This is a genomic window from Streptomyces sp. CAU 1734 (genome assembly GCF_039888735.1).
GTDB lineage: Bacteria > Actinomycetota > Actinomycetes > Streptomycetales > Streptomycetaceae > Streptomyces.
The window spans coordinates 1-21,225 of sequence record NZ_JBDQQP010000033.1 but is presented as its reverse complement, the minus strand read 5'-3'; the positions used below and the strand labels follow the sequence as shown (position 1 = coordinate 21,225).

Genomic DNA, 21,225 nt, shown 5'->3' with positions numbered 1-21,225 from the left:
GAACGGGCAAGGGTGACCAATCTCAGCCCCGCCGGCGATTGAGGCGCCGGGTCCGGGGCGGAGCCCCGGTTACGGGGAAGGGGCGGGCTACGCCGGGCGGCGGCCGTGGTTCGCCTTGCGGGTGCGCCATTTGCGTTTGCGGGTGCGTTTGGACACGACTCGTCCTCCTCGGCGGCGCGCGGAGACAGCTCTCCCCCTGGGAATACCGGAGGAACCCGCCGCCGTCGAGCCCCCGGACGGGAGGAAAAGGCTAGCCGCGCCCGATCGGCGCCAGCACCGCGCCGGTCAGGCCCGCCAGATCCGCCGGGGAGAGCTCCACCTCCATGCCCCGCCGGCCGGCGGAGACACAGATGGTGGGATGGGCCGAGGCGGAGTCGTCCAGCACCGTGCGGAGCCGTTTGCGCTGGCCGAGGGGGGAGATGCCGCCTCGTACATAGCCGGTGGTGCGCTCCGCCGCCGCCGGGTCCGCCATCGCGGCGCGCTTGCCGCCCACCGCCGCGGCGAGCGCCTTGAGGTCGAGTTGGCCGGCGACCGGCACCACGGCCACGGTCAGTTCGCCGTCGACATCGGCGACCAGGGTCTTGAAGATCCGCGCCGGTGACACGCCCATGGCTTCGGCCGCCTCGTCGCCGTACGAGGCGGCCGAGGGGTCGTGCGCGTACTCGTGCACGGTGAATTCCGTGCCCGCCGCCGTGAGGGCGACGGTCGCCGGGGTGCCGCCGGGCTTTCGGGCCTTCTTCGCCACTTCGCGCTCCGGGCTTCAGTTGGGGTTGGTGGGCGCGCTCGTCAGATCGACCGCGGGGAGGGACGGCAGATGACGGATCAGCGCGGTCTCCGACCGCAGGATCCCCAGTTCCTCCCGGAGCCGCGCGGTGGTGTCCCGCGCCTCCAGCAGGCGCTGCTTGGCGGGGGTGTCCAGCAGGACCGACGCCGCGACGAGGTAGGAGACCACCGAGGGTTCGTTCACCGGCTCCGCGCCGGCGCCCGAGGACAGTGACCGCTCCTGGGCGCCCGCGAGCCGTTTCTGGTAGCCGCGGAAGGCCCGCATCACTCCCTCGGCCAGCGCCCCGGCGTCGTCGCCGGGCTCCTCGGGCAGTTCCTCCAGCTCGGCCGTGAGGTAGGGGCCGCTCGTGTCGACGGAGAGCAGCCGGACCCGGGTGGTCCCGGTGGCCAGGACCTCGAAGCCGCCGTCCCCGCGCTCCCGGATGGTCGCCGCGTCCGCGATACAGCCCACCCGGTGGAACACCTGGATGGGGTCCTCGCCGAAGCCCGCGGCAGCGCCGCGCTCGGGGAGGGCGGTGGGGTCGGGCATGCCCGGCGCGGTCGCCGCGACCTCGCGTCCGTCGCGGATGGCCACGACGGCGAACCGGCGCGGCTCGTTGTCGTCCGTCTTCAGCAGCTCGCGCATCATCGCGCGATAACGCTCCTCGAAGACGTTCAGGGGCAGCACGAGCCCGGGGAACAGTACCGAGTTCAGCGGAAAGAGCGGCAGACGAACGGTGGTCACAACCGACAAGACTAATGGCCCCGGGGCCTGCTTCGTCCGGTCCGTCCCCGGATAGGGGTCATCGAGGCGACCTGGATGCGCACCCCGTCCCGGACATCCAGGAACTGGCCGAGCGGATCGTCCGAGAAGTACCCCCAGGGGAAGGAAGAGGCATGTGGCCCGATGAGCCGGAATTGCTCCAGGGCCTCCTGCCAGCGGCCCCTGCGGACGAGTACGCAGACGGTCAGATTGCGGACCTCGGCGGGCCAGGGATCGCCGGGCGGGTACTCGGCGGAGAGGGCGATCGCCAGTTCGGCCGCCCGGTCGATGCGGTCGTCCTCGAAGGAGTCGCCCGGGTACGCGGCGAGCGGCGGCGGCGGGTCCGGCGGGAAGGAGCCGGCGATGTGTTCCATCCGGGCGAAGGCGGCCCGTACCGGAAGGGCCCGGATCAGCGAGCCGGGCAGGGCGTCGGCCGCGGCCTTCTCCGCGAAGTCGAAGCACTCGCGGTGCGAGCCGTACCACTGCGCCGACAGATAGCGCAGGGCCGCGACATGGCAGCCGTAGTGGTGCGGGGAGCGGCGCACCGCCTGTTCCCAGAGCGACTCGAAGTCCGAGTGGGGCGCGTGGGTGCCGCGGGCGTGGTCGAGGGCGATCCGCCACGGCACCGGGTCGGCCGGGGTCGCCAGGGCCGCCGCGTCGATGAGCGGGCCGAGCTCCCGCAGCTGTTCGGCGCGGGCCGGGGATTCCCACGCATGCCGCACGGCGAGCTCGGCCTTGACGGTGAGCGCGTCGGGATCCCTCGGCGCCCGGGCGAGCCAGGAGGCGAGCCATTCGCCCCGGCTCCGGGCGAAGACGGCCAGCCGGGTCACGTAGCGGTCGCGGCTCTCCCATTCGGCCGCCTCCCGGGTGGCGGCCAGGAGTTTGGCGGCCGGTTCGTGATCCCCGAGCGCCGCCGCGACCAGCGCCGGACCGATCCGCTCGTCCGGGGCGTCGAGCAGCACCGTCTCATCCGGCGGCAGGCCGTCGGCGAGCCGCGGCGTATGCCGGATCATTCGCGCGGTGCGCAGCATGGCTCGAAGGAAATACATGGTGCGGACCATTGAAAACCGCAGGTGGGGGGTGCGCCAGAGCGGGACTGTGAAACTTTGGTGGCGGCGTGATGGTTGTCCCGGTTAAAGCCAAGAGACTGCAAAGAAAGCCGGCCCCGGGAGGGGTGTTCCGTCACCCCCTGCTCAGCAGTCTGGTCGCGCCCGCCGCCACGGTGGTGGCCAGGATCCACCCCAGCATCACCAGTACCGCCGCGGCCCACTGCCAGTTCCCCTCCAGCCGCCAGTAGCCGTCCTGCCCCAGATTGATCACCGGGATCAGCAGATCCAGCGCATACAGCGGAGCATTCCACTCCGGATGCTCGTCCTTCTTGATCGGCGCCGGTTCGGCCTGTGCGAACGCCACCGCGCCCGCCGCCCAGACCACCGCCATCCACAGCGCCGCCCGGCCCGGCCGGTATCCGTACGCCACCGTCCAGTCCTGGAGGAACCCCCACAGCTTCGCCGCCAGGGGCAGCGTCTCCCGCCGCCGGCGCTGCTTGGCCAGCAGCACCTCGCGCGCGTCCGCGTCCTCCCCGCTGTTGCGCAGCACCGTCGCCAGCCGTTCGTACGGCTCCGGGGAGTACTCGGGGGTCGCCGAGGCCACCCACTCCAGCCTGCGGCTGAGCGGGAAGTGCTCGTACGGCACCAGGTTCTCGTAGACGAAGCCGCCCATCGCCAGCCCGCCCGGGCCCGGCCAGCTCGCCGCCAGGTCGACCAGGGTGACCACTTTCGCGCCGTTCAGCACCACCCGCCCCTCCTCGGGGCGCTGGGCGTTGAACCGGAGCTCCGGACTCACTATCCGCCGCAGCGACAGCTCCTCGCTCGCCGACAGTACGAACCGCGCCCGGTGCAGATCCACCGCGTCCCCGAAACGCCCGTCGTCCAGCCGCACCCCGCCGTAGCACTCGAACGGCTGGAGCCGGGTGCCGCGCCTGCTGTACCCCTCGGTGCCGATGCCGAAGGGGGGAGTGGCGTTCGGATTGCCGGTGACCTCGCTCACCCAGGCGCCGGTCATGTAGAGCGTGCGCTCGACCGTGAGCTGGGGTGCGTTCAGCGCCCGGCGCTCGCCCGCGGCCCGCAGCCGGCTGCCCCGCAGGCTGAGCGAGACCCCGATCTTCGCGCCGCGCAGACTGAACTCCCCGTATGTCTCGATCAGCTCGGCCTGTAAATCCTGGGCGACCGCGAGACCGTCGGCCGTGATGGCGCGGCCCCGCCGGTCCGGCCGGACCTGGATCTGGTTGATCAGCAGATCCGTGCCGATCTGCGCGTCGGTGAGCCGGATCCCGTGCTCGATCCGGCAGCGCGGCAGATGGAGATCCCCCTCGGTGCGCAGCCGGGCCGCCTCGATGCGCGGGATCGCGCAGCTCACCATGCGCACGGTGGTGAAATGCGCCTCGGGCAGCCACACCTCCCGCTCGAAGCGGCAGCCGGTCAGCTCGACATACGGCGCGATGCTGCCGCCCGCGAGCTTCAGCGTCCCGGTGATCTCCAGCCCGCGCAGCTTGAGCGCCGCCACCCGGCCGGGCCGCGCCGATGGCCCGCTCAGCAGGAGCTGGGCCACGACGGATGCGCTCACCCGGCGCTCCGGACCCCAGGCGCGCGGCCCGAAGGGATCGTTCAGCAGCGGATCGGGATCGCTCAGATCGAAGGTGCTTCCGCTCCGGAAGGCGTTCCACATCAATTGTTCGATCGTGCTCAGCCCGTCCGGGGGCCCTTCGTCCAGCGGGTCGGTCAAGGCCGCCCCTCCGCTTCCCCGTAGCAGTCTCCCCGGCGCGCATCCGTGCCGGTCGAAGCATGGTCGCGCCGCCTCACCCGGCCTCTTCCCGCTGAGTGACGGGGTGAACGCTAGTGGTCATCGATCACCGGCGGGAGGCCCGTGGCGTGTATCAGCCAGTGATACGGCGCACGGGAGGCGAATCCCGTCTGAGAGAATTGGGTCCGTGATCTCCCGAATCGATCTGCGCGGCGATGCCCTCCCCGAGGGGGCCGCCCTGCGCGCCCTGCTGCCCCGTGCCGAGTTCGACGTGGAAGCCGCCCTGGAGAAGGTGCGGCCCATCTGCGAGGACGTGCATCATCGCGGCACGGCGGCGCTGATCGAGTACGCGGAGAAGTTCGACGGAGTCACCCTGGAGCGGGTGCGGGTGCCCGCCGCCGCCATCGAGGAGGCCCTCGCCGGGCTCGACCCCGAGGTCAGGGCCGCGCTGGAGGAGTCCATCCGGCGCGCCAGGATCGTCCACCGCGCCCAGCGCCGCGAGGAGCACACCACCCAGGTCGTGCCCGGCGGCACCGTCACCGAGAAGTGGGTCCCGGTCGAGCGGGTCGGGCTCTACGCCCCGGGCGGACGCTCCGTCTACCCCTCCTCCGTGATCATGAACGCGGTACCGGCGCAGGAGGCCGGGGTCGAGTCCATCGCGCTCGCCTCCCCGCCCCAGCGCGAGCACGGCGGCCTGCCGCACCCCACCATCCTGGCCGCATGCGCCCTGCTCGGCGTGGACGAGGTGTACGCGGCCGGCGGCGCCCAGGCCGTGGCGATGTTCGCGTACGGCACCGCGGGCCCCGACGGCTGCCCGCCCGCCAATATGGTCACCGGCCCCGGCAACATCTGGGTCGCCGCCGCCAAGCGCTACTTCACCGGCCGGATCGGCATCGACACCGAGGCCGGCCCGACCGAGATCGCGGTCCTCGCCGACGCCGGCGCCGACCCGGTCCATGTCGCCGCCGACCTGATCAGCCAGGCCGAGCACGACCCGCTGGCCGCCGCCGTCCTGGTCACCGACTCCCCGGAGCTCGCCGACGCGGTCGAGAAGGAGCTGGCGCCGCAGATCGCCGCCACCCGGCATGTCGAGGACCGGATCCTGCCCGCCCTGCGCGGCCGGCAGTCCGCGATCGTGCTGGTCGACGGGATCGACGAGGGCCTGCGGGTGGTCGACGCCTACGGCGCCGAGCACCTGGAGATCCAGACCGCCGACGCCGCCGCCGTGGCCGCCCGGGTCCGCAACGCCGGGGCGATCTTCGTCGGCCCCTGGTCCCCGGTCTCGCTGGGCGACTACTGCGCGGGCTCCAACCACGTCCTGCCCACCGGCGGCTGCGCCTGCCACTCCTCGGGCCTCTCCGTCCAGTCCTTCCTGCGCGGCATCCACATCGTGGATTACACCCGCGAGGCCCTGGCCGAGGTGACGCACCATGTCGTCACCCTCGCCGAGGCCGAGGACCTGCCCGCGCACGGTGCCGCGCTCAAGGCCCGCTTCGGCTGGAAGGTGCCGGGACAGTGACCACCGAGAACACCAGCGGTGTGCGGATCGACGATCTGCCGATCAGGGAGGAGCTGCGCGGCAAGTCCCCGTACGGCGCCCCCCAGCTCGACGTCCCCGTACAGCTGAACACCAACGAGAACCCCTACCCGCTGCCGCCGGCGCTGGTGGAGCGGATCGCCGAGCGGGTGCGGGAGGCCGCGCGCGGGCTCAACCGCTACCCCGACCGGGACGCGGTCGAGCTGCGCACCGAGCTCGCCGCGTATCTCACCCGTACCACCGGCCACCCCGTCACCACCGGCATGGTCTGGGCGGCCAACGGCTCCAATGAGGTCATCCAGCAGCTCCTCCAGACCTTCGGCGGACCCGGCCGCACCGCGATCGGCTTCGAACCCTCCTACTCGATGCACGGACTGATCTCCCGGGGCACCGGCACCGGCTGGATCTCCGGGCCGCGCCGGGAGGACTTCACCATCGACCGGGCCGCCGCCGAGGCCGCCATCGCCGAGCACCGGCCCGAGGTCGTCTTCATCACCTCCCCCAACAACCCCACCGGCACCGCCGTCGACGCCGACACCGTCCTCGCGCTCCACGACGCGGCCCAGGCCGCCCGGCCCTCGCTGGTCGTGGTGGACGAGGCGTATGTGGAATTCAGCCACCGGCCCTCGCTGCTCTCCCTGATCGGGGGCCGCCCGAATCTGGTGGTCTCGCGGACGATGTCCAAGGCGTTCGGCGCCGCCGGGCTGCGCCTCGGCTATCTCGCCGCCGACCCGGCCGTGGTCGACGCCGTACAGCTGGTGCGGCTGCCGTATCACCTCTCCGCCGTCACCCAGGCGACCGCGCTCGCCGCCCTGGAGCACACCGACACGCTGCTGGGGTATGTCGAGCAGCTGAAGACCGAGCGGGACCGCCTGGTCACCGAATTGCGCGCCATCGGATACGAGGTGACCGACTCCGACGCCAACTTCGTGCAGTTCGGGCGGTTCACCGACACCCAGGCGGCCTGGCGGAGCATTCTCGGCCACGGCGTACTGGTACGGGACAACGGCGTCCCCGGATGGCTGCGGGTCACCGCCGGCACCCCCGCCGAAAACGACGCGTTCCTCGACGCGGTACGCGAGTTGAAGAAGGAGCTGTACGCATGAGCCGGGTAGGACGGGTCGAGCGGACCACCAAGGAGACCTCCGTCGCCGTCGAGATCGACCTCGACGGCACCGGGCGGGTCGAGGTGTCGACCGGGGTCGGCTTCTACGACCACATGCTCGACCAGCTCGGCCGCCACGGCCTCTTCGACCTCACCGTCAAGACCGAGGGCGATCTGCACATCGACACCCACCACACCATCGAGGACACCGCCCTCGCCCTCGGCGCCGCCTTCAGGCAGGCCCTCGGCGACAAGGTCGGCATCTACCGCTTCGGCAACTGCACCGTGCCCCTGGACGAATCGCTCGCCCAGGTCACCGTGGATCTCTCCGGCCGCCCCTATCTGGTGCACACCGAGCCGGAGAACATGGCGCCCATGATCGGCACCTACGACACCACCATGACCCGGCACATCTTCGAGTCCTTCGTGGCCCAGGCGCAGATCGCCCTGCACATCCACGTCCCGTACGGCCGCAATGCCCACCACATCGTGGAGTGCCAGTTCAAGGCGCTGGCCCGTGCGCTGCGGTACGCCAGTGAGCGTGACCCGCGCGCTGCCGGAATCCTCCCCTCCACGAAGGGCGCGCTGTGAACACGCTCGCACTGATCCTGATCGTCGTCGGCCTCTTCCTGCTCGGCGGCGTCTACTCCTTCATCAAGCAGGACCAGCCCCGCAGCGTCGTCGTACTCCTCTTCATCGGAGCCTCGATGTGTCTGGTGGCCGGCATTCTCCGAACGAGCGTGTGGGCATGAGCGCGGCCAGGAAGGTCGTCGTCTTCGACTACGGATTCGGCAATGTCCGCTCCGCCGAGCGGGCGCTGGCCCGGGTCGGCGCCGAGGTGGAGATAACCAGGGACTACGACAAGGCGATGAACGCCGACGGACTCCTGGTCCCCGGCGTCGGGGCCTTCTCCGCCTGCATGGACGGGCTCCGCGCCGCGCGCGGTGACTGGATCATCGGCCGCAGGCTCTCCGGCGGTCGCCCCGTGATGGGCATCTGCGTCGGCATGCAGATCCTCTTCTCCCGGGGCATCGAGCACGGCGTGGAGACCGAGGGGCTCGACGAATGGCCCGGCACGGTCGGCCCGCTGAAGGCCCCGATCGTCCCCCACATGGGCTGGAACACCGTGGACGCCCCCGAGGGCAGCGAGCTCTTCGCCGGGCTCGACGACGGCGCCCGCTTCTACTTCGTGCACTCCTACGCCGCCCACGACTGGGAGCTGGAGATCACCAACCCGGTCATCCGCGCACCTCAGGTCACCTGGGCCACCCACGGTGAACGCTTTGTCGCGGCGGTCGAGAACCGCGCCCTGTGGGCGACCCAATTCCACCCCGAGAAGTCCGGCGACGCCGGCGCCCAGCTGCTGACCAACTGGATCGGAACACTGTGACCAAGCTCGAACTCCTCCCCGCCGTCGATGTCCGCGACGGCCAGGCCGTCCGTCTCGTCCACGGCGAGTCCGGCACCGAGACGTCCTACGGCTCCCCGCTGGAGGCCGCGCTCGCCTGGCAGCGGGCCGGCGGCGAATGGCTCCACCTGGTCGACCTCGACGCCGCCTTCGGCACCGGCGACAACCGCGCGGTGATCGCCGAGGTCACCGGCGCCATGGACATCAAGGTCGAACTCTCCGGCGGCATCCGCGACGACGCCTCCCTCGCCGCCGCGCTGGGCACCGGCTGCACCCGGGTCAATCTCGGCACCGCCGCGCTGGAGTCCCCCGAGTGGGTCGCCAAGGTCATCGCCGAGCACGGCGACCGGATCGCGGTCGGCCTCGATGTGCGGGGCACCACCCTGCGCGGGCGCGGCTGGACGCGCGACGGCGGCGATCTCTACGAGACGCTGGCACGGCTCGACGCCGAGGGCTGCGCCCGCTATGTCGTCACCGACATCGCCAAGGACGGCACCCTCCAGGGCCCCAATGTGGAGCTGCTGAAGAGCGTCTGCGCCCGCACCGACCGCCCGGTCGTCGCTTCCGGCGGGGTCTCCTCGCTGGACGATCTGCGGGTGCTGGCCGGCCTCGTCCCCCAGGGCGTCGAGGGCGCGATCGTCGGCAAGGCGCTGTACGCCAAGGCGTTCACGCTGGAGGAGGCCCTCGCGGCGGTGGCCGCCGTATGACCGGCCCCGTCCGAGGAGCGGCGCACCGCCCGGAGGGTGGTGCCCGCGCGTGACTCTCGCCGTCAGGGTGATTCCCTGCCTGGACGTGGACAACGGCCGGGTCGTCAAGGGCGTCAACTTCCGGAATCTGCGGGACGCCGGCGACCCGGTCGAGATGGCCAAGCTCTATGACGCCGAGGGCGCCGACGAGCTGACCTTTCTCGACATCACCGCCTCGTCCGGCAACCGCGAGACGACCTACGACGTGGTGCGCCGCACCGCCGAGCAGGTCTTCATCCCGCTCACCGTCGGCGGCGGTGTCCGCACGGCCGACGACGTGGACAAGCTGCTGCGGGCGGGCGCGGACAAGGTCGGGGTCAACACCGCCGCCATCGCCCGCCCCGAGCTGATCCGCGAGATCGCCGAGCGCTTCGGCCGTCAGGTGCTGGTGCTCTCGGTCGACGCGCGCCGCACCGCCACCGGTTCCTTCGAGGTCACCACGCACGGCGGCCGGCGGGGCACCGGGATCGACGCGGTCGAGTGGGCCCACCGGGCCGCCGAGCTGGGCGCGGGCGAGATCCTGCTCAATTCGATGGACGCCGACGGCACGAAGGACGGCTACGACACCGAGATGATCGCGGCGGTGCGCGGGCAGGTGACCGTACCCGTGATCGCCAGCGGCGGCGCGGGCAGGCTGGCCGACTTCCCGCCAGCGATCGAGGCGGGCGCGGACGCGGTACTGGCCGCCTCCGTCTTCCACTTCGGGGATCTGCGGATCTCCCAGGTGAAGGACGCGCTGCGGGAGGCCGGGCACCCGGTCCGCTGATCCCCTTGTCTGTCGCACCGGCCCTGTGCCGCTCCCGCCGGAGCGCCACAGGGCCGGTGTCCTTTCCCGCCCCGTCCGATCGGCGAGGGCAATCGCATGGAAGGAGCCACTTTGCCGGGTTCTGTGGATTTCGTCTGAAAATCGGCGTTCGCTCAGCGTGTTCGACGAGTTACCGTGCGATGCGAAACCGCGAGCGAAATCAGGGGGCACCCGCATGGCCACCCGGCCCGTCGATCTGCTTCAGCTCAGCCCGGACTTCGTCCGCAATCCCTACCCGGTCTACGCGAGACTCCGGGAACGCGGACCGGTCCACCATGTACTCGGCCCCGACGGCCGCGAAAGATGGCTCATCGTCGGACACGAGGCATGCCGCTCCGCCTTCGTCGACCCCCGGCTGAGCCGGGAGTGGCTGAAGTACGGGGACATCGGCAGCTTCATCACCACCGGCGCCGACCAGTCCGCCCTCCGCCACATGCTGATGGCCGACCCGCCCGACCACACCCGGCTCCGGCGCCTGGTGGCCAGGGAATTCACCCCCGGCCGCATCGACGCGCTGGCCCCCCGCATCCAGCAGATCACCGATGAGCTGCTGGACGCGATGCTCGACCGGGAGGAGCCGCGCGCCGACCTCGTCGCGGCCTTCGCCTTCCCGCTCCCGATGTCCGTCATCTGCGAGCTGCTCGGTGTGCCCGAGCTCGACCGCCACTCCTTCCGGAGCTGGTCCAATGTGATGGTCGGCGGCGCGGACCCGCAGACGGAGCGGCAGGTCTACGAGGCCACCACCGCCTACCTGCTGGAGCTGATCGCCGCCAAGCGCGCCCGGCCCGCCGACGACCTGCTCAGCGCCATGATCCACGCGGCGGACACGGACGGCGACCGGCTCTCGGCGTCCGAGCTGATCGGCATGTCGGTGCTGCTGCTCATCGCCGGTCACGAGACCACGGTCAATCTGATCGGCAACGGCATGCGGGCCCTGTTCGCGCACCCGGAGCAGTACGCGGCCCTGCGCGCCGATCCCGGCCTGCTCGACGGGGCAATCGAGGAGATGCTGCGCTACGACGGGCCGGTGGAGACCTGCACCGAGCGGCTCGCCCTGGAGGACGTGGAGATGTCCGGGCAGACCATCCCGGCCGGCTCGGCGGTGCTGATCTCCATGGCCGACGCCGACCGGGACCCGGCGCGTTTCAGCGAGCCCGACCGCTTCGACATCCGCCGGGACGCCCGCGGCCACATCGCCTTCGGCCACGGCCTCCACTACTGCCTGGGCGCCCCGCTGGCCCGGCTGGAGGGCCGGATCGCGCTCCGCTCGCTGCTGGACCGCTGCCCGGGGCTGGCGCCCGACGCGGACGAGGCGGAGCTGCCGTGGATGCGGGGGATGCTGATCCGGGGCGTACGGGAGCTTCCCGTGCGCTGGTGAACCGCGCACCGTACGGCCCCCGAGGTCACATGGAGATTCCCAGCCGGGCCTCCCGCACCCCCGACACCGCCTCCTTGTCGCCCTCCAGATCCACCCTGGCCGCGTCCTGCCGGCCGAAGGCGAAGAGCGTCAGCTCGCCCGGGCCGGCCGTGACGGTGACCACCGGGGTGCCCCGGTGGGCCACCACCGTCTGACCGTCCGGGCGGCGCAGCACCAGCCCCGCCGGCGACTTCCGCCCCAGCAGCCGGGCCCCCTTCTCCAGCCGCGCCCAGAGCGCGTCCTCGAAGACCCGGTCCAGCGGACGCGGGGTCCACTCCGGCTGCGCCCGGCGCACGTCCTCGGTGTGGACGAAGAACTCCACGGTGTTCGCCGCCTCGTCCACCTGCTTGATCCCGTACGGGGAGCGCTTCGGCGGCCCCGTGCGGATCAGCTGGACCAGCTCCTCGTACGGCTTCGCGGCGAACTCCGCCTGCACCCGCTCCAGCCTGCTCCGGAGCGCGCCGATCAGAATTCCGCCCGCCGCGTCGAGCCGTCGCTCCCGCACGACCACATGGGCCGCGAGATCCCGGGCCGCCCATCCCTCGCACAGGGTCGGGGCGTCCGGTCCGACCGCTTCCAACAGATCGGCGAGCAGAAGGCGTTCACGCTTCGCATGGGTAGACATGCCCGCCAGCCTACGGCGGCCCCGCCGGGTCCGCCCAGTGGACGGGCGTCCGGCACACCCCCGGATGGCGGCACAATGGCTCCATGACCAGCAGTGTCCCCGGCACCCCGCCGGCCACCCCCGACCCCGCCCGCGCCGCGTCCGCCGACGCCCCCCCGGAGAGCGCCGCGGGCCCGGTGTCCCGGCTCGACCCCGCCGTCGCCGCCCGGCTCAAGCGGGGCGCGGACGGTCTCGTACCCGCCATCGCCCAGCAGTACGACACCGGAGAGGTGCTGATGCTCGGCTGGATGGACGACGAGGCCCTGCACCGCACCCTGACCACCGGCCGCTGCACCTACTGGTCCCGCAGCCGCCGGGAGTACTGGGTGAAGGGCGACACCTCCGGCCACGTCCAGCACGTGAAGTCGGTCGCCCTGGACTGCGACGCCGACACGATCCTGGTCAGGGTCGACCAGGTGGGGGCCGCCTGTCACACCGGGGACCGCACCTGCTTCGACGCTGACACCCTTCCGCTCGGCAAGTAGGGTCGTTCGCCATGGATCTCGAGACCTTCCGCAAGCTCGCCGCCGACCGCCGTGTCATCCCGGTCAGCCGCCGTCTCCTCGCCGACGGGGACACCCCGGTAGCGCTCTACCGGAAGCTCGCCGCCGAGCGGACCGGCACCTTTCTGCTGGAGTCCGCGGAGAACGGGAGGTCCTGGTCCCGCTACTCCTTCGTCGGCGTCCGCAGCTCGGCCACGCTCACCGAGCGCGACGGGCTCGCCCACTGGCTCGGCACCCCGCCGGTCGGCCTCCCCGCCGACGGCGACCCGCTGGAGGTGCTGCGCGCCACCGTGGAGGCCCTGCACACCCCGCGCGACCTCGCCGCCGAGCTGCCGCCCTTCACCGGCGGCATGGTCGGCTATCTCGGCTACGACATCGTCCGCCGGCTGGAGAAGATCGGCCCCGGGGAACACGACGAGCTGCGGCTCCCCGAGCTCACCATGCTCCTGACCTCGGATCTCGCCGTACTCGACCACTGGGACGGCACCGTCCTGCTGATCGCCAACGCCATCAACCACAACGACCTCGACACCGGGGTCGACGAGGCCCACGCGGACGCCGTCGCCCGGCTCGACGCCATGGAGCGCGACCTCGCCCGCCCGCTGGTCTCCGCGCCTGCCGCGCTGCCCCCCTCCGAGCTGCCCGAGTTCTCCGCCAAGTGGGGCGGCCCGCAGTACCAGGACGCGGTGGAGGACATCAAGGAGCGCATCCGCGCGGGTGAGGCGTTCCAGGTGGTGCCCTCCCAGCGGTTCGAGACCGCGTGCACGGCGAGCGCCCTGGACGTCTACCGGGTGCTGCGGGCCACCAACCCCAGCCCCTATATGTATCTGCTCCGCTTCGACGGCTTCGACGTCGTCGGCTCCAGCCCCGAGGCGCTGGTCAAGGTGGAGGGCGGCCACGCCATGGTCCACCCCATCGCCGGCACCCGGCACCGCGGCGCGACCCCGCAGGAGGACAACGACCTCGCCGACGAACTGCTCGCCGACCCCAAGGAGCGCGCCGAGCACCTGATGCTGGTCGACCTCGGCCGCAACGACCTCGGCCGGGTCTGCGAGCCGGGCAGTGTCGAGGTGGTCGACTTCATGTCGATCGAGCGGTACTCCCACGTCATGCACATCGTCTCCACGGTGACCGGCACCGTCGCCGAGGGCCGTACCGCCTTCGACGTGCTGACCGCCTGTTTCCCCGCGGGCACCCTCTCCGGCGCCCCCAAGCCCCGGGCCATGCAGATCATCGACGAGCTGGAGCCCTCCCGGCGCGGACTCTACGGCGGCTGTGTCGGCTATCTCGACTTCGCCGGCGACTCCGACACCGCGATCGCCATCCGCACCGCGCTGCTCCGGGACGGAACCGCGTTCGTCCAGGCCGGGGCCGGTGTGGTCGCCGACTCCGACCCGGTCGCCGAGGACAACGAGTGCCGCAACAAGGCCGCCGCCGTGCTCCGGGCGGTGCACACCGCCAACCGGCTCACCGCCACCGCGCCCGGCGCCCGAACCGGCGAGTAGCCGCCACCGGCTGAGAACGCGGCCGGGGCGTGAGGGATAGTGGGGGTGTGAGTGCTGTCCCCGTACCCCAGCCCCGCGCCGCAGCCGCGTCGTCCGCCGCCCCGGGCAGCGGCCGGCGCAGCCTCGCCGCCGCACTGCTCCTCGGTGCCGCAGGCGCGGCCGTCGTCCTCCTCGCCTCCGGCCAGACCTGGGCCGAGGGCCGTACCTCCTTCGTCGGCGGCACCCTGCCGCTGAAGGCCAGCGGCGGCCAGGTCACCGGTCTGCCCACCGCCCTCGCGATCGTCGGACTCGCCGCGCTCGTCGCGGTCTTCGCCGTCCGCCGGACGGGCCGCCACCTGGTCTCCGCCGTGCTCGCGCTGACCGGCGCCGGTGCCGCGCTCGCGGCCTGGCTCGGCGGCACGAGCGGTGACGCCCTCGACGACGAGGCCGTCCGGCTCACCGGCGACTCCGCCGTCAGCACGGCCGCGCTCACCCATACGGCCTGGCCCTTCGTGGCCGCCGCCGGTGGTCTGCTGATACTCCTCGCCGGGCTGCTCGCGCTCCGCTACGGCCGGCTGTGGCCCGCGATGTCCGGCCGGTACGAGCGCGACGGCTCCCCCCGCCCCCGCCGTTCCGCCCCCGTCGACCCGGACCGCCCCGAGGAGCTCTGGAAGGCCCTGGACCGCGGCGAGGACCCCACCGGCTGACGGACGCCCCGCGCACCCCGCGACGCGCCCGGGACCCGCTCCCCGACCCCTGGCGTACGTCGTGCGGCGGCGTGCGGGACAATGACTGCCGAGCCCCCGGGCTCACCCCCGAGCGGCGGCTCATCGACACTGGGCAGCGCTCACCACAGAGCATCAGCAACGAGGAGCAACTCATGTCGGGCCACGCCCACGGACACACCCCGGCCGCCTGGGCCGGTGTCAGCATCGCCTTCATCGGCTTCTGCGTCTCAGGCGTCTTCATGGTGGCCGCCGACCCCATCGGTTTCTGGGCCGGCATCGTCCTCGTCTTCGTCGGCGGAGCCGTCGGCTGGGCGATGAAGGCCGCCGGATACGGCCGTCCGAAGGACTCCCAGGAGCGCATCGACGCCCGCGAGCGCGCCACCGAGGCCGCCCGCGCCCGGACGGCGTCCTCTGTCTGACCCCGGCCGCCCGGGTCGCACGAAGCGAGGCGCGGACCGGCACGGCCGGGCTGCGCCTTTCCGTGCCTCCGGAGGCGATCACGGAGAGAATCGGGGGGTGGACACCATGCCTCCCCCCGCCGCGCCCGGCCGGGCACCCGGTCCCGGCATCGCCCGCCGGCTCCTCGCCCCGGCCGCCGTCCTCGCCGGGGTCGCGGCTGCCTTCGCCTATGTCGGCGCGGTCGACCCCAATGAGCCCGGCCACTACCCCGTCTGCCCGCTGCTCGCCGTCACCGGCCTCTACTGTCCGGGCTGCGGCGGACTGCGCAGTGCCCACGCCTTCATCCACGGCGATCTCGGCACCGCCCTCGGGGCGAACGCCGTCGCCGTCGCCGGCTATGCCGTCTTCGCCGCGGTCTGGGTGGTCTGGGTGACCGCCGCCGTCCGCGCCCGGCCGCCCGCGATCCGGCTCGCGCCCGTGTGGTGGTGGAGCCTGGGTGGAGCGGTGCTTGTCTTCAGTGTGGTCCGGAATCTTCCCTTCGGCTCGGCTCTGGCCCCCTGACCAGCACAGGCGTCGTTCTCCTCGATCCCAGCCAGTGGGACGGGCGTCAACCGGATGCGAGCCCGGAGCCCTCCTGCGGATACCATCGACATGGCCGATCCTTAACCACATACGTCCGGAAGGGGGCCGCTCGGGTGAGTGTGCTCGACGAGATCATCGAAGGCGTACGCGCCGACCTCGCGGAGCGGCAGGCGCGTGTCAGCCTCGACGAGCTCAAGGAGCGCGCGGGCAACGCTCCTCCCGTACGGGACGGCGCCGCCGCCCTGCGCGGGGAGAACGTCGAGGTGATCTGCGAGGTCAAGCGGTCCAGCCCGTCCAAGGGCGCGCTCGCCGCGATCGCCGATCCGGCCGGACTCGCCGCCGACTACGAGGCGGGCGGCGCGGCCGTCATCTCCGTACTGACCGAGCAGCGCCGCTTCGGCGGCTCCCTCGCCGACCTGGCGGCAGTCCGCGCCAAGGTCGACATCCCCGTCCTGCGCAAGGACTTCATCGTCACCGCGTACCAGCTCTGGGAGGCCCGCGCGTACGGCGCTGACCTGGCACTGCTGATCGTGGCCGCGCTGGAGCAGGAGGCCCTGGTCTCGCTGATCGAGCGCGCCGAGTCCATCGGGCTCACCCCGCTGGTCGAGGTCCATGACGAGGACGAGGTCGAGCGGGCGGTCGCCGCGGGCGCCCGTGTCATCGGCGTCAACGCCCGGAACCTCAAGACGCTCGCCGTCGACCGCACCACCTTCGAGCGCGTCGCGCCCGAGATCCCCGACGGCATCATCAAGATCGCCGAGTCCGGGGTGCGCGGCCCGCACGATCTGATCGCCTACGCCAACGCCGGAGCCGACGCGGTACTCGTCGGCGAGTCCCTGGTCACCGGCCGTGACCCCAAGTCGGCCGTGGCCGACTTGGTCGCGGCGGGCGCCCACCCGGCGCTGCGCCACGGACGGAGCTGACCCTCCCGCCATGCCCGCCCTCATCCGCCGCCCGCTCCCCGTACCCGGGGACGCCTACGCCCGCCTGGCCCGCGGCTGCCGCCCGCGCGGCTGCCGCGCCCCGGCGCGCCGGGTGCACGGGCGGCGGGTGCGGTATGTGATCGGTTCGGAGCCGGGCCAGGTCAACGGCATGCGATGGCGGCCGGCCGCCGCGCACCACTGACGGCGGATCCCCCGCACCCCGGACCGGGGCGCGAGCGGATTCCGGTCCCGTCCGTGCGGCGTGGGGCGTCCGTCCGGTACGCACTCCGCCTGGTCCTGCCCGGACGCGGAGGGCGCCCTCCGGCACAGCCGGAGCCCGGCCCCCGCCCCTCCCCGCGGACACCACTCGTCGGTTCAGCGCAGCCGCGCCCGTACGGGCGCACCGTGTCCTGTTCGCACACCTGACTTCAGGGGCCGCACGGCCCCCTCCGAGGAGTACGTCGGATGTCTTCTGACTTCTTCATCCCGGACCCTTCCGGTCACGTTCCGTCCGCCGCCGGCTACTTCGGCGACTTCGGCGGGAAATTCATCCCCGAAGCGCTCGTCGCCGCCGTGGACGAGGTCGCCGTCGAGTACGACAAGGCGAAGGCCGATCCGGCCTTCGCCGCCGAACTCGACGATCTGCTCGTCAACTACACCGGCCGCCCGAGCTCCCTGACCGAGGTCTCCCGGTTCGCCGAGCACGCCGGCGGGGCCCGGGTCTTCCTCAAGCGCGAGGATCTCAACCACACCGGCTCCCACAAGATCAACAATGTGCTGGGGCAGGCCCTGCTCACCAGGCGCATGGGCAAGACCCGCGTCATCGCCGAGACCGGCGCGGGACAGCACGGGGTCGCCACCGCGACCGCCTGCGCCCTCTTCGGCCTGGAGTGCACCATCTACATGGGCGAGATCGACACCGAGCGCCAGGCGCTCAACGTCGCCCGGATGCGGATGCTCGGCGCCGAGGTCATCCCGGTCAAATCCGGCAGCCGCACCCTCAAGGACGCCATCAACGAGGCGTTCCGCGACTGGGTCGCCAATGTCGACCACACCCACTACCTCTTCGGCACCGTCGCGGGTCCCCACCCCTTCCCCGCCATGGTGCGCGACTTCCACCGGGTCATCGGCGTCGAGGCCCGCCGCCAGATCCTGGAGCGGGCCGGCCGCCTCCCCGACGCGGCCGTCGCCTGCGTCGGCGGCGGATCCAACGCCATCGGGCTCTTCCACGCCTTCATCCCGGACGCCTCCGTCCGGCTCATCGGCTGCGAGCCCGGCGGCCACGGCCTGGAGACCGGCGAGCACGCCGCCACCCTGACCGCGGGCGAGCCCGGCATCCTGCACGGCTCCCGCAGCTACGTCCTCCAGGACGAGGAGGGCCAGATCACCGAGCCCTACTCGATCTCCGCCGGACTCGACTACCCGGGCATCGGCCCCGAGCACTCGTACCTCAAGGACATCGGGCGCGGCGAGTACCGCGCGATCACCGACGACCAGGCCATGCAGGCCCTGCGGCTGCTCTCCCGCACCGAGGGCATCATCCCCGCCATCGAGTCCGCGCATGCGCTGGCCGGTGCGCTGGACGTCGGCCGCGAGCTGGGCGAGGACGGACTGATCATCGTCAATCTGTCCGGCCGGGGCGACAAGGACATGGACACCGCCGCCCGCTACTTCGGGCTGTACGACGGGGAGAACACCAAGTGAGCGGGAACGCAGCGCTGCTGAGCGACACGATCGCCGGGGCGAGGGCCGAGAACCGGGCCGCGCTCATCGCCTACCTCCCGGCCGGATTCCCCACCGTCGACGGCGGCATCGAGGCGGTCCGGGCGGCCTTCGACGGCGGCGCGGACATCGTGGAGGTCGGGCTGCCCCACAGCGACCCGGTCCTCGACGGCCCGGTCATCCAGACCGCCGACGACATCGCCCTGCGCGGCGGGGTGAAGATCGCCGATGTGATGCGCACCGTCCGCGAGGCACACACGGCCACCGGCAAGCCGGTGCTGGTGATGACCTACTGGAACCCCATCGACCGCTATGGCGTGGAACGCTTCACGGCCGAACTCGCCGAGGCCGGCGGCGCGGGCTGCATCCTGCCCGATCTGCCGGTCGAGGAATCCGGCCTCTGGAGGGAGCACGCGGCGAAGCACTCCCTCGCCACGGTCTTCGTCGTCGCGCCCAGCAGCAAGGACGCCCGGATCGCCCGGATCACCGAAGCCGGCTCCGGCTTCGTCTACGCGGCGTCCCTGATGGGTGTCACCGGCACCCGCGAATCCGTCGGCGAACAGGCCAGGGACCTGGTCGAGCGCACCCGCGCCACCACCGACCTGCCGGTCTGCGTGGGCCTCGGCGTCTCCGACGCCGTCCAGGCCCGGGAGGTCGCCGCCTTCGCCGACGGCGTGATCGTCGGCTCCGCCTTCGTCAAGCGGATCCTCGACGCCCCCGACGGCCCGGCCGGAGTGACCGCCGTGCGCGAACTCGCCGCCGAGCTCGCCGAGGGCGTACGCGGAGGGCGCGCGAACGCGTAGCCCGCTCTCTCCGCGCGGCGTTTCTCGTATCTTTCGCACGCGGTAGCTCAAACGGGTGGAACTGGGACCGGGGAGGCGCGCACGTGCCTCCCCGGTTCGTTTGCGGGATGTGAGCGACAACAATCAGGCACGGAAGGGGTCCGCGCGAGAGCGGCTCCAGCAGGAACGCGAACGGGAGAAGGTGCGTGAGAAGCGCCGGCGGATGCTCATCGTGTCCGCCGCCGTGGTGGGTGTCCTCGGGCTCGCCGCCGTGGTCGGGGTGATCGCGGCCAATGTCGACAGCGGCAAGGACGGCGACTCCGCGTCCGGCCCGCTGCTGGCACCCACCGGAGCGGAGGGCAAGGACCGGACCGCCATCCCCGTCGGCACGTCCGACGCGCCCTCCACGCTCACCGTGTGGGAGGACTTCCGCTGCCCCGTCTGCGCGCAGTTCGAGAACGTCTTCCGGGAGACCATCCACGACCTGGAGAAGTCCGGGCAGCTCAAGGTCGAGTACAACCTCGCCACGATCATCGACGGCAACATGGGCGGCAGCGGCTCCCTCCGCGCCGCCAACGCCGCCGCCTGCGCCCAGGACGACGGAAAGTTCTCCGCGTACCACGATGTGCTCTTCCAGAACCAGCCCCCCGAGACGGACGACGCCTTCGGGAACAACGACCGGCTGATCGAGCTGGCGGGCAAGGTCGAAGGGCTCGACACGCCCGGCTTCCGCAGCTGTGTGAAGGACGGCAAGCACGACTCCTGGGTCGCCAAATCCAACACCGCCTTCTCGGAGGGCGGCTTCCGGGGCACCCCGACCGTGCTGCTCAACGGCGAGTCGATCTTCCCGGACAAGGCGGGGCAGCAGATCTCCGTCGACAACCTGAAGAAGTGGGTCGCCGAGGCGAACCAGGGCAAACAGCCGGGGACGGAGCAGCCCGCGGCCGGGTGAGCTCCGGTCCCGTGGCGGCCGGCCGGCCGCCACGGGACGTGCTCGTTATCCAGACGTTGCCCGGGCGGGTTGCCGCGTCCGCCGTGCGGCAGGGTAGCGTCGGTTCTGCCATGGAACTTGCCTACATTCCCAGTCCGTCGAGCGGAGCGATCCACCTCGGACCGCTCCCGCTGCGCGGCTACGCCCTCTGCATCATCCTCGGTGTCTTCGTGGCCGTCTGGTACGGCAACAAGCGCTGGATCGCCCGCGGCGGCAAAGCCGGCACGGTGGCCGACATCGCCGTCTGGGCGGTGCCCTTCGGCCTCGTCGGCGGTCGGCTCTACCATGTGATCACCGACTACCAGCTCTACTTCAGCGACGGCAAGAACTGGGTCGACGCCTTCAAGATCTGGCAGGGCGGCCTCGGCATCTGGGGCGCCATCGCCTTCGGCGCCGTCGGCGCCTGGATCGGCTGCCGCCGCCGGGGCATCCCCCTCCCCGCCTGGGCCGACGCGCTCGCCCCGGCCATCGCCTTCGCCCAGGCCATCGGCCGCTGGGGCAACTGGTTCAACCAGGAGCTCTACGGCAAGCCCACCGACCTCCCCTGGGCGCTGGAGATCAGCGAGGGCGCCAACCGCGAGGCCGGGCTCTACCACCCGACCTTCCTCTACGAGTCCCTGTGGTGCATCGGCGTCGCCCTCCTGGTCATCTGGGCCGACCGCCGCTTCAAGCTCGGCCATGGGCGGGCCTTCGCCCTCTATGTGGCCGGGTACTGCGCGGGGCGCGGCTGGATCGAGTACCTGCGGGTGGACGAGGCGCACGAGGTGCTGGGGCTGCGGCTCAATGTCTGGACCGCGATTGTCGTCTTCACGCTGGCCGTGATCTACATCATCCTCTCGGCGCGGATGCGGCCGGGGCGTGAGGAGATCGTGGAGCCGGAGCGGTCCTCCGGTGCGGCCGGTGGAGCCGATTCCGACTCCGACTCCGGTGCGGCTGGTGGTTCCGGCTCCGGCTCCGGCTCCGGTTCTGCTTCGGAGGGCGGGAAGCCCTCGGACCCGGCGGCGTCGGTGACCGGCGGTGACGCGGATACGGCGTCGGCGTCCGGCAAGAGCTGACGGGTCCTTGCCCGGGGCTCGGCCCCGGGCCCGGCGCGGCTGCCTCG

Annotated in this window: 24 protein-coding genes; 19 read left to right on the top strand and 5 right to left on the bottom strand. The window is 72.2% G+C overall.

Features of this window, described 5'->3' with window-relative positions:
• Positions 1-250 precede the first annotated feature (250 nt).
• The 4 genes from ybaK to AAFN69_RS34875 all read right to left on the bottom strand — a co-directional run bounded on the left by ybaK (position 251) and on the right by AAFN69_RS34875 (position 4,309).
• Complete coding sequence (gene ybaK / locus AAFN69_RS34890) at positions 251-745, bottom strand: Cys-tRNA(Pro) deacylase (protein ID WP_347732973.1); 495 nt, start codon at positions 743-745, stop codon at positions 251-253.
• Positions 746-760: 15 nt separating this feature from the next.
• Entirely contained in the window at positions 761-1,507 is a 747-nt protein-coding gene (locus AAFN69_RS34885; protein WP_347732972.1) for an LON peptidase substrate-binding domain-containing protein, read from the bottom strand.
• An 11-nt stretch (positions 1,508-1,518) separates the two neighbouring features.
• Positions 1,519-2,586, bottom strand: coding sequence for a hypothetical protein (locus AAFN69_RS34880; protein WP_347732971.1), 1,068 nt, complete (start codon positions 2,584-2,586; stop codon positions 1,519-1,521).
• A gap of 121 nt (positions 2,587-2,707) precedes the next feature.
• A complete protein-coding gene (locus AAFN69_RS34875) occupies positions 2,708-4,309 on the bottom strand; it encodes an oxidoreductase (protein ID WP_347732970.1) in 1,602 nt (533 codons plus the stop codon).
• 205 nt (positions 4,310-4,514) lie between these two features.
• Here AAFN69_RS34875 and hisD point away from each other — a divergent pair, with 205 nt between their 5' ends.
• From hisD to AAFN69_RS34835, 8 genes are all read left to right on the top strand, one after another.
• The gene (hisD, locus tag AAFN69_RS34870) at positions 4,515-5,846 is read left to right on the top strand and encodes a histidinol dehydrogenase (RefSeq protein WP_347732969.1); all 1,332 of its coding nucleotides are present in this window, start codon (positions 4,515-4,517) and stop codon (positions 5,844-5,846) included.
• Entirely contained in the window at positions 5,843-6,970 is a 1,128-nt protein-coding gene (locus tag AAFN69_RS34865) for a histidinol-phosphate transaminase (protein ID WP_347732968.1), read from the top strand. The genes hisD and AAFN69_RS34865 overlap by 4 nt, the downstream gene beginning before the upstream one ends.
• Positions 6,967-7,560, top strand: a complete 594-nt coding sequence (gene hisB / locus AAFN69_RS34860; RefSeq protein WP_347732967.1) for an imidazoleglycerol-phosphate dehydratase HisB — start codon at positions 6,967-6,969, stop codon at positions 7,558-7,560. Before AAFN69_RS34865 ends, hisB begins: the two co-directional genes overlap by 4 nt.
• A complete protein-coding gene (locus AAFN69_RS34855) occupies positions 7,557-7,721 on the top strand; it encodes a hypothetical protein (RefSeq protein WP_347732966.1) in 165 nt (54 codons plus the stop codon). Before hisB ends, AAFN69_RS34855 begins: the two co-directional genes overlap by 4 nt.
• Positions 7,718-8,359: an imidazole glycerol phosphate synthase subunit HisH gene (gene hisH, locus AAFN69_RS34850; RefSeq protein ID WP_347732965.1), complete on the top strand. Its 642-nt coding sequence runs from the start codon at positions 7,718-7,720 to the stop codon at positions 8,357-8,359. Before AAFN69_RS34855 ends, hisH begins: the two co-directional genes overlap by 4 nt.
• Positions 8,356-9,084, top strand: coding sequence for a bifunctional 1-(5-phosphoribosyl)-5-((5-phosphoribosylamino)methylideneamino)imidazole-4-carboxamide isomerase/phosphoribosylanthranilate isomerase PriA (gene priA, locus AAFN69_RS34845; RefSeq protein WP_347732964.1), 729 nt, complete (start codon positions 8,356-8,358; stop codon positions 9,082-9,084). Before hisH ends, priA begins: the two co-directional genes overlap by 4 nt.
• Before the next feature lie 49 nt (positions 9,085-9,133).
• A complete protein-coding gene (hisF, locus tag AAFN69_RS34840) occupies positions 9,134-9,889 on the top strand; it encodes an imidazole glycerol phosphate synthase subunit HisF (protein WP_347732963.1) in 756 nt (251 codons plus the stop codon).
• A 214-nt stretch (positions 9,890-10,103) separates the two neighbouring features.
• A complete protein-coding gene (locus tag AAFN69_RS34835) occupies positions 10,104-11,306 on the top strand; it encodes a cytochrome P450 (RefSeq protein ID WP_347732962.1) in 1,203 nt (400 codons plus the stop codon).
• 25 nt (positions 11,307-11,331) lie between these two features.
• Here AAFN69_RS34835 and AAFN69_RS34830 read toward each other — a convergent pair whose 3' ends face one another.
• A complete protein-coding gene (locus AAFN69_RS34830) occupies positions 11,332-11,970 on the bottom strand; it encodes a TIGR03085 family metal-binding protein (RefSeq protein ID WP_347732961.1) in 639 nt (212 codons plus the stop codon).
• An 83-nt stretch (positions 11,971-12,053) separates the two neighbouring features.
• Here AAFN69_RS34830 and hisI point away from each other — a divergent pair, with 83 nt between their 5' ends.
• The 11 genes from hisI (at position 12,054) to lgt (ending at position 21,178) form a co-directional block, all read left to right on the top strand.
• Complete coding sequence (gene hisI / locus AAFN69_RS34825; protein ID WP_347732960.1) at positions 12,054-12,494, top strand: phosphoribosyl-AMP cyclohydrolase; 441 nt, start codon at positions 12,054-12,056, stop codon at positions 12,492-12,494.
• Positions 12,495-12,505: 11 nt separating this feature from the next.
• Entirely contained in the window at positions 12,506-14,017 is a 1,512-nt protein-coding gene (locus AAFN69_RS34820; protein WP_347732959.1) for an anthranilate synthase component I, read from the top strand.
• Positions 14,018-14,064: 47 nt separating this feature from the next.
• Positions 14,065-14,703: a TIGR02234 family membrane protein gene (locus AAFN69_RS34815; protein ID WP_347732958.1), complete on the top strand. Its 639-nt coding sequence runs from the start codon at positions 14,065-14,067 to the stop codon at positions 14,701-14,703.
• A 173-nt stretch (positions 14,704-14,876) separates the two neighbouring features.
• The gene (locus AAFN69_RS34810) at positions 14,877-15,143 is read left to right on the top strand and encodes an HGxxPAAW family protein (protein WP_347732957.1); all 267 of its coding nucleotides are present in this window, start codon (positions 14,877-14,879) and stop codon (positions 15,141-15,143) included.
• 106 nt (positions 15,144-15,249) lie between these two features.
• On the top strand, positions 15,250-15,684 hold the full coding sequence (locus AAFN69_RS34805; RefSeq protein WP_347732974.1) for a DUF2752 domain-containing protein: 435 nt from the start codon (positions 15,250-15,252) through the stop codon (positions 15,682-15,684).
• Positions 15,685-15,818: 134 nt separating this feature from the next.
• Entirely contained in the window at positions 15,819-16,628 is an 810-nt protein-coding gene (gene trpC, locus AAFN69_RS34800) for an indole-3-glycerol phosphate synthase TrpC (RefSeq protein ID WP_347732956.1), read from the top strand.
• Between the two features lie 10 nt (positions 16,629-16,638).
• Positions 16,639-16,830 (top strand): hypothetical protein, encoded by a 192-nt coding sequence (locus tag AAFN69_RS34795; RefSeq protein ID WP_347732955.1) that lies wholly within the window; start codon positions 16,639-16,641, stop codon positions 16,828-16,830.
• 263 nt (positions 16,831-17,093) lie between these two features.
• Entirely contained in the window at positions 17,094-18,332 is a 1,239-nt protein-coding gene (gene trpB, locus AAFN69_RS34790; RefSeq protein ID WP_347732954.1) for a tryptophan synthase subunit beta, read from the top strand.
• Positions 18,329-19,153 (top strand): tryptophan synthase subunit alpha, encoded by an 825-nt coding sequence (trpA, locus tag AAFN69_RS34785; protein ID WP_347732953.1) that lies wholly within the window; start codon positions 18,329-18,331, stop codon positions 19,151-19,153. The genes trpB and trpA overlap by 4 nt, the downstream gene beginning before the upstream one ends.
• 109 nt (positions 19,154-19,262) lie before the next feature.
• Positions 19,263-20,084: a thioredoxin domain-containing protein gene (locus tag AAFN69_RS34780; protein WP_347732952.1), complete on the top strand. Its 822-nt coding sequence runs from the start codon at positions 19,263-19,265 to the stop codon at positions 20,082-20,084.
• A gap of 110 nt (positions 20,085-20,194) precedes the next feature.
• The gene (gene lgt / locus AAFN69_RS34775; protein WP_347732951.1) at positions 20,195-21,178 is read left to right on the top strand and encodes a prolipoprotein diacylglyceryl transferase; all 984 of its coding nucleotides are present in this window, start codon (positions 20,195-20,197) and stop codon (positions 21,176-21,178) included.
• The last annotated feature ends 47 nt before the right edge of the window (positions 21,179-21,225 follow it).

What these genes read in the sequence shown, in the direction of transcription:
- AAFN69_RS34880 (WP_347732971.1), bottom strand. Translation starts at nt 2,586, where the DNA reads ATGGTCCGCACCATGTATTTCCTTCGAGCCATGCTGCGCACCGCGCGA.
- hisB (WP_347732967.1), top strand. Translation starts at nt 6,967, where the DNA reads ATGAGCCGGGTAGGACGGGTCGAGCGGACCACCAAGGAGACCTCCGTC.
- hisH (WP_347732965.1), top strand. Translation starts at nt 7,718, where the DNA reads ATGAGCGCGGCCAGGAAGGTCGTCGTCTTCGACTACGGATTCGGCAAT.
- AAFN69_RS34835 (WP_347732962.1), top strand. Translation starts at nt 10,104, where the DNA reads ATGGCCACCCGGCCCGTCGATCTGCTTCAGCTCAGCCCGGACTTCGTC.
- AAFN69_RS34830 (WP_347732961.1), bottom strand. Translation starts at nt 11,970, where the DNA reads ATGTCTACCCATGCGAAGCGTGAACGCCTTCTGCTCGCCGATCTGTTG.
- hisI (WP_347732960.1), top strand. Translation starts at nt 12,054, where the DNA reads ATGACCAGCAGTGTCCCCGGCACCCCGCCGGCCACCCCCGACCCCGCC.
- AAFN69_RS34820 (WP_347732959.1), top strand. Translation starts at nt 12,506, where the DNA reads ATGGATCTCGAGACCTTCCGCAAGCTCGCCGCCGACCGCCGTGTCATC.
- AAFN69_RS34810 (WP_347732957.1), top strand. Translation starts at nt 14,877, where the DNA reads ATGTCGGGCCACGCCCACGGACACACCCCGGCCGCCTGGGCCGGTGTC.
- AAFN69_RS34805 (WP_347732974.1), top strand. Translation starts at nt 15,250, where the DNA reads ATGCCTCCCCCCGCCGCGCCCGGCCGGGCACCCGGTCCCGGCATCGCC.
- AAFN69_RS34795 (WP_347732955.1), top strand. Translation starts at nt 16,639, where the DNA reads ATGCCCGCCCTCATCCGCCGCCCGCTCCCCGTACCCGGGGACGCCTAC.
- trpB (WP_347732954.1), top strand. Translation starts at nt 17,094, where the DNA reads ATGTCTTCTGACTTCTTCATCCCGGACCCTTCCGGTCACGTTCCGTCC.
- lgt (WP_347732951.1), top strand. Translation starts at nt 20,195, where the DNA reads ATGGAACTTGCCTACATTCCCAGTCCGTCGAGCGGAGCGATCCACCTC.